Source organism: Streptomyces sp. NPDC006450 (assembly GCF_040612195.1).
GTDB lineage: Bacteria > Actinomycetota > Actinomycetes > Streptomycetales > Streptomycetaceae > Streptomyces.
In genome coordinates, this window is sequence record NZ_JBEXPT010000038.1 from 35,994 (window position 1) to 50,672 (window position 14,679).

At 72.5% G+C, this 14,679-nt stretch carries 14 protein-coding genes; 6 read left to right on the forward strand and 8 right to left on the reverse strand.

What is annotated here, in order from left to right:
- Positions 1 to 181 precede the first annotated feature (181 nt).
- Positions 182 to 523, reverse strand: a complete 342-nt coding sequence (locus ABZY57_RS14775) for a DUF5713 family protein (RefSeq protein ID WP_356511769.1) — start codon at positions 521 to 523, stop codon at positions 182 to 184.
- A 113-nt stretch (positions 524 to 636) separates the two neighbouring features.
- Positions 637 to 1,821 carry an NAD(P)/FAD-dependent oxidoreductase gene (locus ABZY57_RS14780; protein WP_356511771.1) on the reverse strand — a complete coding sequence of 395 codons (1,185 nt, stop codon included), beginning with the start codon at positions 1,819 to 1,821 and terminating at the stop codon, positions 637 to 639.
- A 250-nt stretch (positions 1,822 to 2,071) separates the two neighbouring features.
- Here ABZY57_RS14780 and ABZY57_RS14785 point away from each other — a divergent pair, with 250 nt between their 5' ends.
- Positions 2,072 to 2,488, forward strand: a complete 417-nt coding sequence (locus ABZY57_RS14785) for a Zn-ribbon domain-containing OB-fold protein (RefSeq protein WP_356511797.1) — start codon at positions 2,072 to 2,074, stop codon at positions 2,486 to 2,488.
- A gap of 498 nt (positions 2,489 to 2,986) precedes the next feature.
- Here the strand turns inward: ABZY57_RS14785 and ABZY57_RS14790 are convergent, their stop codons facing one another.
- Positions 2,987 to 3,655, reverse strand: coding sequence for a pyridoxal 5'-phosphate synthase (locus tag ABZY57_RS14790; protein WP_356511773.1), 669 nt, complete (start codon positions 3,653 to 3,655; stop codon positions 2,987 to 2,989).
- A 153-nt stretch (positions 3,656 to 3,808) separates the two neighbouring features.
- Between ABZY57_RS14790 and ABZY57_RS14795 the strand changes: the two genes are divergently transcribed.
- The gene (locus ABZY57_RS14795; protein WP_356511775.1) at positions 3,809 to 4,270 is read left to right on the forward strand and encodes a DUF4279 domain-containing protein; all 462 of its coding nucleotides are present in this window, start codon (positions 3,809 to 3,811) and stop codon (positions 4,268 to 4,270) included.
- Positions 4,271 to 4,375: 105 nt separating this feature from the next.
- Here the strand turns inward: ABZY57_RS14795 and ABZY57_RS14800 are convergent, their stop codons facing one another.
- The 3 genes from ABZY57_RS14800 to ABZY57_RS14810 form a co-directional block, all read right to left on the reverse strand.
- Positions 4,376 to 5,308 carry a serine hydrolase gene (locus tag ABZY57_RS14800; protein WP_356511776.1) on the reverse strand — a complete coding sequence of 311 codons (933 nt, stop codon included), beginning with the start codon at positions 5,306 to 5,308 and terminating at the stop codon, positions 4,376 to 4,378.
- A gap of 358 nt (positions 5,309 to 5,666) precedes the next feature.
- Positions 5,667 to 6,599, reverse strand: a complete 933-nt coding sequence (locus tag ABZY57_RS14805; protein ID WP_356511778.1) for a serine hydrolase — start codon at positions 6,597 to 6,599, stop codon at positions 5,667 to 5,669.
- Positions 6,600 to 6,695: 96 nt separating this feature from the next.
- Positions 6,696 to 7,919: an acetyl-CoA acetyltransferase gene (locus ABZY57_RS14810; RefSeq protein WP_356511780.1), complete on the reverse strand. Its 1,224-nt coding sequence runs from the start codon at positions 7,917 to 7,919 to the stop codon at positions 6,696 to 6,698.
- A gap of 135 nt (positions 7,920 to 8,054) precedes the next feature.
- On the opposite strand from ABZY57_RS14810, the gene ABZY57_RS14815 reads away from it, so the two are divergent.
- Both ABZY57_RS14815 and ABZY57_RS14820 read left to right on the forward strand, forming a co-directional pair.
- Positions 8,055 to 9,311: an acyl-CoA dehydrogenase family protein gene (locus tag ABZY57_RS14815; RefSeq protein ID WP_356511782.1), complete on the forward strand. Its 1,257-nt coding sequence runs from the start codon at positions 8,055 to 8,057 to the stop codon at positions 9,309 to 9,311.
- A complete protein-coding gene (locus ABZY57_RS14820; RefSeq protein WP_356511784.1) occupies positions 9,311 to 9,784 on the forward strand; it encodes a nitroreductase family deazaflavin-dependent oxidoreductase in 474 nt (157 codons plus the stop codon). The genes ABZY57_RS14815 and ABZY57_RS14820 overlap by 1 nt, the downstream gene beginning before the upstream one ends.
- A 105-nt stretch (positions 9,785 to 9,889) precedes the next feature.
- Here the strand turns inward: ABZY57_RS14820 and ABZY57_RS14825 are convergent, their stop codons facing one another.
- A complete protein-coding gene (locus tag ABZY57_RS14825) occupies positions 9,890 to 10,537 on the reverse strand; it encodes a TetR family transcriptional regulator (protein WP_250742709.1) in 648 nt (215 codons plus the stop codon).
- A gap of 301 nt (positions 10,538 to 10,838) precedes the next feature.
- Here ABZY57_RS14825 and ABZY57_RS14830 point away from each other — a divergent pair, with 301 nt between their 5' ends.
- On the forward strand, positions 10,839 to 11,639 hold the full coding sequence (locus ABZY57_RS14830; RefSeq protein ID WP_356511787.1) for a VOC family protein: 801 nt from the start codon (positions 10,839 to 10,841) through the stop codon (positions 11,637 to 11,639).
- A gap of 36 nt (positions 11,640 to 11,675) precedes the next feature.
- Here the strand turns inward: ABZY57_RS14830 and ABZY57_RS14835 are convergent, their stop codons facing one another.
- The gene (locus ABZY57_RS14835) at positions 11,676 to 13,268 is read right to left on the reverse strand and encodes a hypothetical protein (protein WP_356511788.1); all 1,593 of its coding nucleotides are present in this window, start codon (positions 13,266 to 13,268) and stop codon (positions 11,676 to 11,678) included.
- 482 nt (positions 13,269 to 13,750) lie between these two features.
- Between ABZY57_RS14835 and ABZY57_RS14840 the strand changes: the two genes are divergently transcribed.
- Positions 13,751 to 14,679, forward strand: a 929-nt coding sequence (locus ABZY57_RS14840; protein WP_356511790.1) for a serine/threonine-protein kinase, incomplete at its 3' end; no start/stop codon positions are given.

Here is a 14,679-nt window from a genome sequence, read left to right on the forward strand (position 1 = left end):
GGGCGGCCTTTCGCCATGACGTCCGGCGTGGTGTCCGGCGTGGCTCCGGTGTCGTCCAGGGAACGGTCGCAGATCGCCGGGAGCCGGTCCAGACCAGTATTCGGCCGAGGTCAGGGGGTCTGGGGTGGCCGGGTGGCGGCGGTCGCCGCCGGCCGTCCGGCCCCGCCGCTCCAGGTGCCGCTCACCACTCCCGGGGGGCGATGAGCGCCTCGACGTCCGCGTCCGCGAATCCGTACGCCGAGGCCACGAACGCGAAGTCCTCGGCTATTTCCTCGCGCGCCACGGTCTCGATTTCGCTCCCCGCGGCCTCGAAATCCGCCTCCAGCAGGTTGAACTCCTCGGTCGCCGCCCCCGTCAGCGCGTACAGCGCGGCCAGGTCCGAGGGCTGCTCGGCCTCGATGCGCGCGCACAGGCGGAGCAGGATGGCCCGGCCCTTGTCGAGGACGTGATCGGGGTAGTACGCGTCCCCGTAGAGCGGCTTCAGGAAGGAGCGGGCTGCCACGTGCCGGTTCGCGATCGACATGATGATCCCCCAGGTTTCCGTCGACGGTTCGACGTACCGATGCTGCACCAGGCCACTGACAACGGGCCTGGTGCGGGGGTGGGGGGGTGGGGGGAAAGAGGGCGGGAGGGGGCTTACGGGCCGGCCGTGCGGGCGATGGATTTGGCGATCTTCTCCGCGTCCAGGGCCAGTTCGCGGATGTTGCCGCTGATGGGGTTGGTGAACCCGGTGAAATAGAGGCCCGGGGCGTGGGGCGGGGTGTGGGCGCCGTGCGTACGGGGGCGGCCCCGGTCGTCCAGGACGTCGAGGTCGCCGACCAGGCCCTCCAGGGCGCGGCGGTAGCCGGTGGCCGCGATCACCGCGTCCGGGGTGATCCGCGAGCCGTCCGCGAGGACCACCTCGGCCCCGTCGAAGGACGCGACGGCGGCCACGGGCTTCACCCGGCCCGTGCGGACCGCGTCGATCAGGCCGACGTCCTGGAGCGGGATCGCCCCCTGCTTGACCCTGCTGTACAGGCCGGTCGTGGGGCGCGGGAGTCCGTACGCGGACAGGTCCGGGACGGAGGCCTTGCCGACGATCGCACCGAGCCGGTCGACGAGCCGGACGGGCAGGCGCCGGACCAGGATCCCGGTCCGCTGCGCGGGCCAGCCGGCGGTGGAGCGGCGCAGGATGTGCGGGGCCGTGCGCACCGCGAGCCGGACCCGGGCGGCGCCGCCTTCGGCGAGGTCGACCGCTATCTCGGCGCCGGTGTTGCCGACGCCGACGACGAGGACGTCCTGTCCGGCGTACGGGGCGGGGTTGCGGTACTCGGCGGCGTGGGCGAGGGGGTTGGGATAGGTGTCCAGGCCCGGCCAGTCGGGGAGGAGGGGAGTGTGGTTGAACCCGGTCGCGACCACGACCGCACGGGCCGCCATCACGCGGCCGCCGGTGGCGTGCAGGGTCCAGCCGGGGGCGTCGGGGAGGGAGTCCGCGGAGGGCTCGACGCGGGTCACCTCGATGCCGGTGGCGATCTCCAGCTCGTGGAACTCGGCGTACTTCTCCAGGTAGCGCACCACGTTCTCGCGCGCCACCCACCGGCCGAAGCGGCGCGGCATGGCCAGCCCCGGGAGGGCGGACAGCCGGCGCGTGGTGTGCAGGTGGAGGCGGTCGTAGTGGCGCCGCCACGAAGCGCCGACCGCCTCCGACTTCTCCACGACCACCGCGCGGACCCCGCGGGCGCGCAGCGCGGCGGCGACGGCGAGGCCGCCGGGGCCGGCGCCGATCACGTAGACCGGGCGGGGCTCGGTGGACAGGTCGGGTGCTGCGGGGACTGCGGGCATGAGGTGTGAGCGTATCGCCGTACGGGGGCGGTGGGTCTCGGACGAGGAGGGAATCGGTTGCGGATCGATTACGGGGAGTGGTGGGAGGTGGGGTGGGCTGTCGCGGCGGGCGGGGCGTCGTGGGCGGGGCGTCGTGGGTGGAGCGTTGGGGGGCGGGGGCTTGTGGGATGGGGTGGGATCCGGTGAACTGACGGGACGTCAGATGGGTGATGCGCCTCGGAGGAGTGGTGTCGTGAGTACTGGAGCCGGTATGGCTGCGCGGTTCGACCTGCCGGAGATCGACGACTTCACGCGGCCCTACTGGGACGGGGCGGCGGAGGGGCGGCTGTTGCTGCGCCGCTGCGGGGAGTGCGGCAAGGCGCACCACTACCCGCGGGAGTTCTGCCCGGCCTGCTGGGCGGGGGAGGACCGGGTGACGTGGGAGACGGCGAGCGGGCGGGCCACGCTCTACACCTGGTCGGTGATCCACCGCAACGACCTGCCGCCCTTCGGGGAGCGGGTGCCGTACGTGGCGGCGGTGGTGGACCTCGCGGAAGGGCCGCGGATGATGACCGAGGTCGTCGGCGCGGAGGGGGCGGAGCTGCGGGTGGGCATGGACCTGGTGGTGGCCTTCCGGGAGGCGGCGGAGGGGGTCTGGGTGGCGGTCTTCGCGCCCAGCGCGGTCTGAGTGGGGGTGGGGGCGCCCGCCTGCCATGCGGTGCCTTGTGCGGTGCTTCTGCCGTGGCCCTGCCGTCGCCCTGCCGTGCCCTGCCGTGCCGTGCCAGTGCCACGCTCGTGTTCCCGTCCCGTGCCTGTCCCGTGCCCGCGGGGGCGGGGGCGGGGGCGGGGACGGCTGCGGGTGGTTTGGCCCTGCGGGGCGGAGTCCCCTACCCGCCCTTCGCCCGTTCCCCGGGCGCTGCCCGGACCCGGTCCTCAAGCGCCGGACGGGCTGGGGAGGGGTGCCGGGTTGTGCTCGGACTCCCTGGGGTTCCGCCCCCGGACCCGGTCCTCAAGCGCCGGACGGGCTGGGGAGGGGTGCCGGGCTGTGCTCGGACTCCCTGGGGTTCCGCCCCTGGACCCGGTCCTCAAGCGCCGGACGGGCTGGGGAGGGGTGCCGGGCTGTGCTCGGGGCCCTTGGGACCCCGGGCGCCGGACGGCTTGAGGGACGGGTGGCTGGGGGGCTTGGTCAGGGCCACAGGAGGTGGTGGGTCCAGGGGGTGGTGGGGGTGCGGGTGTACTGGAGGCGGGTGTGGAGGCGGGACGCGTCTCCCTGGAAGAACTCGATCTCCGTGGGGGACAGGACGTACCGGGTCCACGTCGGCACCGGGGCGTCCGGCTCCGCGCCGGCCCGTTCCCAGGACTCCGCCGCGGCGGCGGCCAGCTCCTCCCGGGAGGTCAGCACCTCGCTCTGCCGGCCCGTCAGGGCAGCCGCCAGCGCCCCGCGCGTGCGGGCCGCCAGGTCGGCCCGGCTCTCCACCGCGTCGCAGGCTGTGACCCGTCCCCGGATGCGGATCTGGCGCGCCACCGCCGGCCAGTAGAAGCCCAGCGCCGCCGCCGGCTGCGCGGCCAGCTGCCGGCCCTTCGTGCTCGTGGAGTGCGAGGCGAAGTGCAGGCCGCGCTCGTCGGCGTCGTGCAGCATGAGCGTCCGTACGTCGGGCAGCCCGTCCGCGTCCACCGTCGCCAGGCTCATCGTGTGCGGCTCGGGCTGCCCCGCCTTGGCGGCGTGCGTGAACCACTCCCGGAACAGTTCGAGCGGCTCGGCCGGTGCGGCGGACGTGTCGAAGGAGGGCAGCGGGCCGTCCCAGACGCGCAGGGAGTGCAAGGTGGTGTGGAAGTCGCTCACGTCGCTCGTCATTGCCCCATCGAACACCACACGGCCGTCCCGTCACGGCGAGGTGCGCGTTCTCCGTGCTTCACGTGAGGGGGGAGGGCGGGGAGGCGTAGGAAGGAACAGCGGTCCGCCCGGAACGGGTTCGCGTACCGAGGGCGGGCCTGCGACCGTGGCCACGTGACAGAGGACATGACGATGCAGCTAGCCCGGCCGGTCACGAGGTGGTCGGCCGGATCGATTCGGATCACCAGCCGAGTGGTCGGCGCCGGAGGGATCTCGGCGCGCCTGGGGATCGCGCCGGACGAGCAGTTCGAGCGGGGCAGCCCGATGAGTCCTCGTCATCCGTCCGGTGCGCGGCGGGAGAGCAGTGTCTGGATCCGACGGAGCGGACTGGGCGACGCCAGCGAGCTCGCGGATCACGTCCGAGCGCTGGTCGGACTCGTCGACGGGTGCCGCGAGGAGCTGGCGCGCCTGTCCGCCGACTGCTGCCTGGAGCTGCTTCTCGGCTTCGGCAGCGAGAACGGCCAGGGAGGCTGCGTCCTGCCGGCAGGCTTGTTGGCGCAGGTCGGGGCGCTGGGACTCGACATCGTGCTCGACCTCTATCCGCCCGAGTCGGCGGCAGCGGCTGCTCAGGGATGACGAACGGGGGCGCCCCGGCCGACCTGTTCGGTCGGGCGGGGCGCCCCCGTGGACGTCCGGACGAGTCAGTACGACGTGTCAGCAGGACGTCTGGGCGTCACGGCATCAGTCGAGGACGTCCGGGATGGGCTCGGTGGCGCTGCGCTGGAGCGTCGACGTGGTGGCCGGGCCGGCGGCCCAGTCGATGAGCTTGATCGCGTCCGCGTAGCGCTCCTCGTCCTTCAGCAGGACGCCGATGACCGTCTTGCCGTTGCGGGTCGCGGAGAAGACGATGCACTTGCCCGCGGCCGTGCCGGTGCCGGTCTTGACGCCGATGGCGCCGGGGACCCCGTACCCGGTGGGGCTGGGCTGGATCAGCAGGTTGGTGTTCTTCCACGTGGCGACGGTGGAGGTACCGCCACTGCTGTACGAGGTGGCCTTGACGAGCGCCTTGAAGGTGGTGCCCTTCATCGCTGCGCGGGTGAGCTTGGCGAGGTCGCGCGCGGTGGTGAGGTTGGCACCGGTCGGCGAGATGCCGTCGAAGGTGTCGTAGGTGGTGTTGGTCATGCCGAGGACCTTCGCCTTGGCGTTCATCTTGGCGATGAAGGACTGGACGCGGGCCGCCCTGGTGGTGCCCGAGCCGAAGGTGTCGGCCAGCGCGTAGGCGGCGTCGCAGCCCGAGGGCAGCATCAGCGCGTACAGCAGCTGGCGGACGGTCGGGGTGGCGCCCGCCTTCAGGTAGGCCGAGCTCGCGCCCTCCCGGTAGACGTAGTCCAGGTAGGCCTGCTGGACGGTGACCTTCTTGTTCAGGTCGATGCCCGACGAGGTGAGGACGACGTAGGCCGTCATGATCTTCGTCGTGCTGGCGCTCTGACGCTTGGTGTCGCCGTACTTGGAGGAGAGCGTGCTCCCCGTGACGCTGTCCATGACGAAGTGCGAAGCAGCTGTGGTCGCGGGTGCGGAGGCGGCCTCGGCCGGTGCGCCGACCGCGATGAGGGCGCCCGTGGCGACGGTGATGGCGAGAGCGGCGCGGGAGCGCCGCAGCAGGTTCGATATCAAGTCAGTTCCCGTGATGGCTGGAGATTCCCCGAGGGGGGTGTGGGCACCGAGGTGCCGGCCCCTCCGGGAGCTTACGCAGCCTGACCGACAAGGAGATCGGTCCCGTCCGATAATGAGGGTGCCCGTGGAGCGGAACAGCCGCCCGTGCCCGAGGCTATGGCTCCCTGTGGGCGGGTTCCGCCGCGTTTGCGCACCTGAGCCGCGCCGCCGGCCGCGCCGCGGGGGATGACGAACGGGGGCGCCCCGGCCGACCTGTTCGGTCGGGCGGAGCGCCCCCGTGGACGTCCGGATGTGTCAGCAGGACGTGCCGGCGGGACGTCTGGGCATCACGACGTCACGACGTCACGACGTCACGACGTCAGTCGAGGACGTCCGGGATCGGCTCGGTGGTGCTGCGCTTGAGCGTCGTGCCGGCGGCCGGGCCGAGGGCCCAGTCGGTGAGCTTGATCGCGTCCGGGTAGCGGTCCGTGGCCTTCAGCAGGACGCCGATGACCGTCTTGCCGTTGCGGGTCACGGAGAAGACGAGGCACTGGCCCGCGGCGGTGCCGCTCCCCGTCTTGACGCCGATGGCGCCCGGGGTCTGGTAGCCGTTCCCGGGCTTGATCAGCAGGTTGGTGTTCGACCACGTGGCATAGGTGGACGTTCCGTCACTGCTGTACGAGGGGGTCTTCACGATCGCCTTGAAGGTGGTGCCCTTCATCGCGGCGCGGGTGAGCTTGGCGAGGTCGCGCGCGGTGGTGAGGTTGGCACCGGTCGGCGAGATGCCGTCGAAGCTGTCGTAGGTGGTGTTGGTCATGCCGAGGGTCTTCGCCTTGGCGTTCATCTTCGCGATGAAGGACTGGACGCGGGCCGCCCTGGTGGTGCCCGAGCCGAAGGTGTCGGCCAGCGCGTAGGCCGCGTCGCAGCCCGAGGGCAGCATCATCCCGTACAGCAGTCGGCGGACGGTGGGGGTGGCGCCGGCCTTCAGGCCGGCCGAGCTGCCGCCCTCCCGGTAGACGTAGTCCAGGTGCTCCTGCTGGACCGTGACCCGCTTGTTGAGGTCGAGGCCCGGCGAGGTGAGGACGACATAGGCCGTCATGATCTTCGTGGTGCTGGCGACCTCGCGCTTGGTGTCACCGAGCTTGCTGGAGAGCGTGGCCCCCGTGGTGCCGTCCATCAGGAAGGCGGAGGTGGCGGTGGTCGGCGGTCCGGACACGGCGGCCTGGGCCGGCGAGCCGACCGCGATGAGGGCGCCGGTGGCGACGGTGACGGCGAGAGCGGCGCGCGAACGCCGCAGGAGGTTCGATATCAAGTCAGGTCCCGTGATGGCTGGAGATTCCCCGTAGGGGCCGTGGGCACCGAGGTGCCGGCCCCTCCGGGAGCTTACGCAGCAGGACCCGCGGGGAGATCAATCCCGCCCGAGAACGAGGGTCCCCGAGGAGCAGAACCAGCCGCCGGTGCCCGAGGCGACCGCCACCCGGGGAAGGGCTCCGCCGCGTTTGCGTACTTGGCCCGCGCCTGCCTCGCCGCGGAGTTGGCGCACCGCCTCGACCAGCAGGAACAGTCCGCGCATGCCGGGATGGCAGGCGGAGAGTCCACCGCCGTCCGTATTCACCGGGAACCCGCCGTCCCTCAACAGGCGGCCCTTCTCCACGAATGCGCCGCCCTCGCCCTTCGCGCAGAAGCCGAGGTCCTCCAGGGTGACCAGTGTCATGTAGGTGAAGGCGTCGTAGATTTCGGCCAGATCCACATCCGCCGGGGTGAGCCCCGCGCGGTCGAAGGCCCGGCGGCCCGAGACGGCGGCGGGGGAGACGGTGAAGTCCTCCCACTCCGACATCGTGGTGTGCGAGACGGCGGTGCCGGAGCCGAGGATCCAGACGGGCTCCTTGGCCGTGTCCGGTACGTAGTCCTCCGCGGCCAGCAGGACCGCGCAGCCGCCGTCCGAGCGGATGCAGCAGTTCAGCTTCGTGAAGGGGTCCGCGATCATCCCGGAGGACAGCACGTCGTCGACCGTGATGGGGTCGCGGAACATCGCGTCCGGGTTGGTGGCGGCGTTGGTCCGCGCCTGCACCGCCACCTCGGCGAGCTGCTCCAGCGTCGTGCCGTACTCGTGCATGTGGCGGCGTGCCGCCATCGCGTACTTGGAGACCAGCGTGTGGCCGTACGGGACCTCGAACTGCAGCGGTCCCCGCGCCCCGAAGGAGAGGTTGGAGGTCCGGCGGCGGGCCTTGATGTCGGCGCGCGCGGTGGATCCGTAGACGAGGAGGACCGCGTTGGCGTGGCCGGCCGCGATGGCGTCGGCGGCGTGGGCGGCCATGACCTCCCAGGTGGAGCCGCCCACCGAGGTGGAGTCGACCCAGGTGGGGCGCAGGCCCAGGTACTCGGCGACCTCCACGGGCGCCAGGATGCCGAGGCCGGCGGAGGCGAAGCCGTCGATCACCGACCGGTCGAGGCCGGAGTCGGCCAGGGCCCGGCGGGCGGCCTGCGCGTGCAGGGCGTACGGGGTGGGGCCGTCCACCCGGCCGCAGTCCGAGAGGGCGACGCCGACGACGGCGACCCGGCGGCGGGGCCGGGCCTGAGGGCCGGCGGTCTCGGAGGCGGAGGCGGAGAGGGGTCCAGGCGTGGCAGGCATGGAGCGACGGTACAACTGACGTACCGTCAGATGCTAGAGGGGCCCCTTCGGCCGCTTCGGGAGGTCCGCCCCCTGTGCTTATGGCGCCGCCCGCCCTAACATGACGGCCCGTCAGATACGGGGAGGAGCCCGACGATGGATGCCGCCTTCACCGCGGAGCAGGACGAGATACGGCGTACCCTGCGCGAGATCCTGGGCAAACGCTGCGGCCCGGACGAGGTCAAGGCCGCCGTCCGCACCGCCGCCGGATACGACCACGAGCTGTGGCAGCAGCTCGCCCGGCAGCTCGGACTGCCGGGCATCGCCGTGGCCGAGGAGTACGGAGGCGTCGGCTGCGCCCCCGCCGACCTGGCCCTGGCCTGCGAGGAGACCGGGCGGGTGCTGCTGCCCTCGCCGCTGTTGGCCACCGCCGTACTCGCCGTGCCGCTGATCACCGCGCTGGGGACCGGCGCCCAGCGCTCCGCCCTGCTCCCGCCACTCGCGGCGGGCGCACTCACCGCCGCACTCGCCGTACCCGGCCCCGCCCTGGCCACCGCCCTCGCCCTGACCGGGGACAACGCCCCGGGCGAATGGGCCGGCGGCGGCCGCGCCGGCGGCGTGCAGGCCCGCGCCGTGGACGGCGGCTGGCGGCTGTACGGGGAGGTGGCCCAGGTGCTCGACGGGCACGGCGCCTCGCTGCTGCTGGTCGCCGCGCACGCGGGAGGCTTCGCCCGCAGCCGCACCCTGCTGTTCCTCGTACGGGAGGACGCACCCGGACTCGTACGGGCCCGGCAGACCACCCTGGACGAGACCCGCCCGCAAGGGCGGATCCAACTGCGCGACGTACCGGCCGAGTTGCTGGGAGGCGACGGCGCCGACGTGGCCGGAGCCCTCGCCGCCACCGGACGCGGCGCCGCCGCCGTCCTGGCCGCCGAGGCGGTCGGCGCGGCCGGGCAGGCGCTCGCCCGCACCGTGGAGTACGTCCAGCAGCGCGAGCAGTTCGGCCGGGTCATCGGCTCGTTCCAGGCGGTCAAACACCGCCTCGCCGACCTCTACGTACAGGTCCAGGCGGCCCGCTCCGCCGCCTACTACGCCGCCTGGGACCCGCAGCAGGGCGGACTCGCCCTGGCCCAGGCACTGGAAGCGCTGCGGATCACCGCCGGCGAGGCCATCCAACTGCACGGCGGCATCGGCTTCACCTGGGAGCACGACGCGCACCTGTACTTCAAGCGGGCGGCCGCCGACGAACTGCTCTTCGGCCCCGTCCACCGGCTGCGCGCCCACGCCGCGGAAGCCGCCGGACTGTTCGCCCCCGCGGCCCGCGCCGCCACCCCCGCGGCCGCAGCGGCATCCGCACCCGCATCCACGCCCGCCCCCACCCCCGCCCCGCAGAACGAGAAGGTGGCCGTCTGATGGCGCCCGGAGTCAAGCTGATGCAGAAGGTCTCCTCGACCATGCTGTTCGCCAAGATCGCGCCGCACTTCATCCCCGCCATGGACAAGGCGGTGCACAAGCTGACCCGCGGCAAGGTCATCCTCAGCGCACAGATGCTCCCCGGCGTGATCCTCACCGCCAAGGGGGCCAAGACCGGCGCGCCGCGCACCACCCCGCTCGCGTGCATGCCGGAGCAGGACGGAGCGAGCTGGGTGCTGATCGGCTCGAACTTCGGCCGCCCCGGACACCCGGCATGGACCGGGAACCTGCTCAAGAACCCCGACGCGGAGGTGAGCTGGAAGGGTCAGGACATCGCCGTACGCGCCCGCCTGCTGGCGGGTGAGGAACGCGCGGCGGCGTGGCAGGCGGTGCTGAAGTTCTGGCCGCCGTACGCGGCGTACCAGGCGCGCATCGAGCGCGAGATCCGGTTGTTCCGCCTGGAGCGTCGCTGATCGCGGCGGAAGTCCCCGTAGTGGAAGTCCCGTAGCGGAAGTCCCGGAGGGGTGGCGGCGCAGGTGGCCGCCGAAGGCGCGGCGGACCCGGTGGGGGTCCGCCGCTCACTTCGTGGGCTTCTTGCCCGTGATGCCCAGGTGGACCAGGAGCGCCAAATTGGGCTTCAGTTCCGCCTGCTTGACGCCCCAGGTCTGGAAGCCCTTCTGGTGCGAGGCGACCGCCGCGAGCATGGCGACCAGCGAACCGGCCATCGCCGCCGGGCTCACGTCCTTGTCGACCTTGCCCTTGGCCTGGAGCTCCTTCATCGACTCCGTGAGGGAGTTGGTGACGGAGTTGAGGATCTTCATGCGGATCTTGTAGAACCGCTTGTCGCCCTCGGCCGCGCCGAGGTCGACGACCCGCAGGATCGCGTCGTTGCGCCGCCAGAACTCCAGGAATCCATCGACGAGTTCCTCGGCCGCAGCCCAGCCCGCCTTGCCGACCCACGCGCGCCCCTCGACCAGCGAGGTCAGCTGCGCACCCTCGTTGGCCATGCGCTCCGCGATCTCCAGGACGGCGCCTTCGACGTCCGGGAAGTACTGGTAGAAGGTCGCGGGGGAGGTGCCGGCCTTGCGGGCGACGTCGATCACTTTGACGTCGCGGTACGGCGAGGAGCTGAGCATCTCGCTGAGGCAGTCGAGCAGCTTCTGCCTCGTCGCCTGACCGCGCCGGCCGGCAACGCGGCCGTCGACGGTGCGTACTTGTCCTGTCATGCCGTCAGCTTACCGAGGGGTGATCGGGGCGCGATTCGGCCGCCTGCAAATGGGGTGACGGGACGCCTGGCCTGGGCGTAAGCCCCTCCCGGCCCCTCGTCGCGACGGATTCCGGCCGGGCGGGCGGCCCGGGCGCGCCGTCCGGGTTCGAAGCGTATCCCCCGAATAGTCTTATCAACAGGCTGTGGACAAGTTTTCGGGCACATCATGATCCGGAGGACATGGCTGGGCGAGCGAGGCAGAACGTGCGCGGAGGGTGCACACCCTTGCACACCCCCGCACAACGGAAGGAACCGGGCTCATGGCCGCATTCGCAGAAGGCTCGCCCTGCTGGGTCGACGCCTCCCTGCCGGACGTGGAAGCCGGCAAGCGCTTCTACGGTGAGCTCTTCGGGTGGACCTTCTCCGAGGGCGCGGGACCCGAGTACGGCCACTACACCCAGGCCTACAGCCGCGGCCGCAACGTCGCCGCCCTCGCCCCCAAGCCCGACGGCCGGATGCCGACCGTCTGGGGGATCTACCTCTACACGACCGACGCGTACGCCTGCGCCCAGCGCATCCGCGCCGCCGGCGGCCAGATGGTGATGGATCCGATGCCGGTCGGCCCCTACGGGACCGCCGCGATGGCCGCCGACCCCGGCGGGGCCGTCTTCGGCCTGTGGCAGCCCGGCACCCACCACGGCTTCGACGCCCAGAACGAGCCCTACACGTACTGCTGGTCCGAGGTGTACACCCGGGCCCGCGACGCCGTGGACGTCTTCTACGCCAAGGTCTTCGGCTACGTCCCCGAGGACCAGAACGACGACGAGTCGGGCATCGAGTACCGCGTCTGGTCCCCGCCCGGCAAGGCGCCCGGCTCGGAGACCGCCGTCCTCGGCCGCAGCCTGATCACCGACGCCTTCCCGGAGATCATGCCCGCGCACTTCCTCGCGTACTTCGCCGTCCCGGACTGCGACCAGTCCGTGGCGATGGTGCAGCGCCTCGGCGGCCGGGTCACCGCCGACCCCTTCGACACCCCGTACGGGCGCATCGCGGTGGTCGCGGACAACCAGGGCGCCGTCTTCGGGCTCCTCTCGGAGCCGCGCACGAGGACGGGCGGCTAGCGGGCCGGCGGGCTGGTGGCCTGCCGGCCCGGCGGCCTACGGATTCACGGTGACGTCGTCCCGGCGGCTCTCGGCGTTGAGGTGCTTGCCGTCCGCGTCGCGGTAGCGGGCGAGCCAGGCGCCGGTGCCTTCGCCCGTGAACTTGTGGACGAAGGCGCCCGTCGCGGTGGTCTTCGAATGGCCCTTGTAGACGTAGTCCTGGCTGCCGGCGGGCTGGAAGTAGAACAGCACCGTCTGGCCGCCGTAGGCCTTCGCCGGGGTCTCGTGGCGGAGGACGCCCTTGATGAAGAAGGTCTCGCCCTTGCGCAGCGGCTCCGGCGCCGCGTTGAACTTCGTGAACTCCGTCGCCGTCCGCGTCAGCCGGACCGGCTCGGTGACGGAGCCCTGAATGCGGGGCGCGGCGGCGTACCGGAGCCGCCAGTAGCCGTCCCCCTCGGCCGGCACCGTCTGGTCGAACCGGGCGGTGGCGAAGTCCACGGAGAGCACGGTGCGCGTCGTCCAGGCCGTCTTGCCGTCGGCCGAGTACTGCACCTCGACGAGGGCGGGAGTCTGGCTGAGGGGCTTGTGGGCGAGGCCCCCGGTGAACGTCACGCCGGCGGCGCCGATGGTGGCCTTGACGTCCGTGAAGTAGCTGACCTCGACGACCTCGGCCTTCGTGGCGGCGATCACGTACTGGAGCCACGGGGACCTGCCGCCCGCCCACGTGGTCTTCACCGGGCCGCCACGGGACATCAGCAGCTGCCGCTCGAACCGGCCGTCCGCCCGCGTCGTGGGCTCGCCGGTGAGATCCGCGAGCATCGGCGTGCCCTCGGGGACGGGCTTGCGCGTGCCGTCCGCGGCGATCCTCACGGCCTGGCCCGTGATCCTGGACGTCGATCCGTAGCGGGCCTTGATCTTCCGGGACTCGGGGTCGAGGACGATCTCGGCCTTCTGGCGGACCGCGCGCGCGGTTTCGCTGCTGCTCCCCGCGCTGATGTCCGGGGTGTCCAGGACGTCGACGCGCACGTCGGTGTGGTCCTCCGTCCCCCGGAAGGTGAACGGAGAGGACAGGTGGCCCCGCGCGTCCGTGGTCGCCTCCTGCGAGGTGCGCTCACCGGAGAGGCGGACCGTGGTGTTCCTGAGCGGGGCGCTCGCCCCCGTCCGCGGGTCGAGAGTGGCGACCTTTGCCGACACGGTGGTCCTGAGGTTGTCGAGGGACACCCCGTCCGCCGCGTCGACCTCGGTGACCACCGCACGCAGCCGGTAGTCGAAGTCCCCGCAGGCGACGGGTGCGGTGTCGGAGCCGAGTTCGAGCGTGTACATCCCCAGTGCGGCCAGCTCGAGCGGCTCCGAGACCAGCTGGAAGTCGGGGAAGACGCCGTCCGGGTCGGTCATCTTGCGGAACGTGTCGACGGTGGCGACGCGCAGACCCGTCTTCTTGTCCCGCAGGTGGACGACGAGGCCCTCGGGCACACCCGTCCCGTCCTGCGCGCTGTGGACGCTGAGGGATCCGTCCTGCTTGGCGTACATGTCCGGCGGGCACGTGCCGGACACGGCCTGCGCCGGCTCCGGCACGGATGCGGCATGCACCGACCCCGGCACGGCCAGGCCCCCGAGCACTGCTGTGGCGACGACGACGGCTGAGGTCACACGGTGACGCACGGATCCCCCCGGATCTTGACGAGCTGAACGGGGACTAGACCCGCGACACCCCCAAGGGGTTGTACGCGTTCCCCCGCGGGCGGGGCCGACCGGCCGACACGCACCGGTCGGCCCCGCCCGCGGGGCCTCCGTAGGGGCGGGAGCAGACGTGCACGGCGTCAAGCGGTGACGCATGTCTACCCCGGCTGCCGACGAGTTGATCCGGTGGCTGGACCCACGAAATCGCCCTGCGGTGGTACGCGGTTCCCCGCACGCGTGCGCAGCCGACCGCCGTGCCGGGGCCGGACCAGGCGCGGGCCTGACAGAATCGGGGGTGCGCGACCCGGGCGGCCCCCGGGGGTGAGACGCTGCACGGGGCAGGGCCCCGCGGCGGCTCGCGCGCATCCGGTGACGTGCAGGCGACGGCGCCGGCGACGGCTGGAAGAGCGGGGACCGCGACGGACCCCGTACGGGGATGGGTGTGGAGGCGAGTGGTGGAGCAGCTGACGCAGCACGACCCGAGACGGATCGGCCCCTTCGAGGTGCTGGGCCGGCTCGGCGCCGGCGGCATGGGGCTGGTCTATCTCGCCCGGTCGGCGTCCGGACGCCGGGTGGCGATCAAGACGGTGCGCACCGAGCTCGCCGAGGACCAGCTGTTCCGCGTCCGCTTCACCCGTGAAGTGGAGGCGGCCCGTGCGGTGTCCGGCTTCTACACCGCGGCGGTCGTCGACGCCGACCCGCGCGCGGCCGTGCCGTGGCTGGCCACCGCGTACGTACCGGCGCCCTCCCTGGAGGAGATCGTCCACGAGTGCGGGCCCATGCCCGCCCAGGCCGTACGGTGGCTCGCCGCCGGCATCGCCGAGGCGCTGCAGTCCATCCACGGGGCGGGCCTGGTCCACCGCGACCTGAAGCCCTCCAACGTGCTCGTCGTCGAGGACGGCCCGCGCGTGATCGACTTCGGCATCGCCAGCGGGGTGTCCAACACCCGCCTGACCATGACGAACGTCGCCGTCGGCACCCCCGCGTACATGTCGCCGGAGCAGGCGAAGGACTCGCGCAGCGTCAAGGGCGCCAGCGACGTGTTCTCGCTCGGCTCCACGCTGGTCTTCGCCGCCACCGGGCACCCGCCGTACCACGGGGCGAACCCGGTGGAGACGGTCTTCATGCTGCTGCGCGAGGGACCGAACCTGGAGGGGCTCCCCGACGAGCTCCGCCCGCTGATCGACTCCTGCATGCAGATGGACGCCACGCAGCGGCCGACCCCGGCCGACCTGCAGGCGCAGCTCGCCCCGCACCTCTTCGAGGGCGGAGACGAGAGCGGTACCGCCTCGGCGTGGCTGCCCGAGCGGGCCGTCGCGATGATCGAGGCCCGGCGGGCCGGCCACCGCAACGCCGCGGCCGCTGCCGCCGCCGCGGCGGC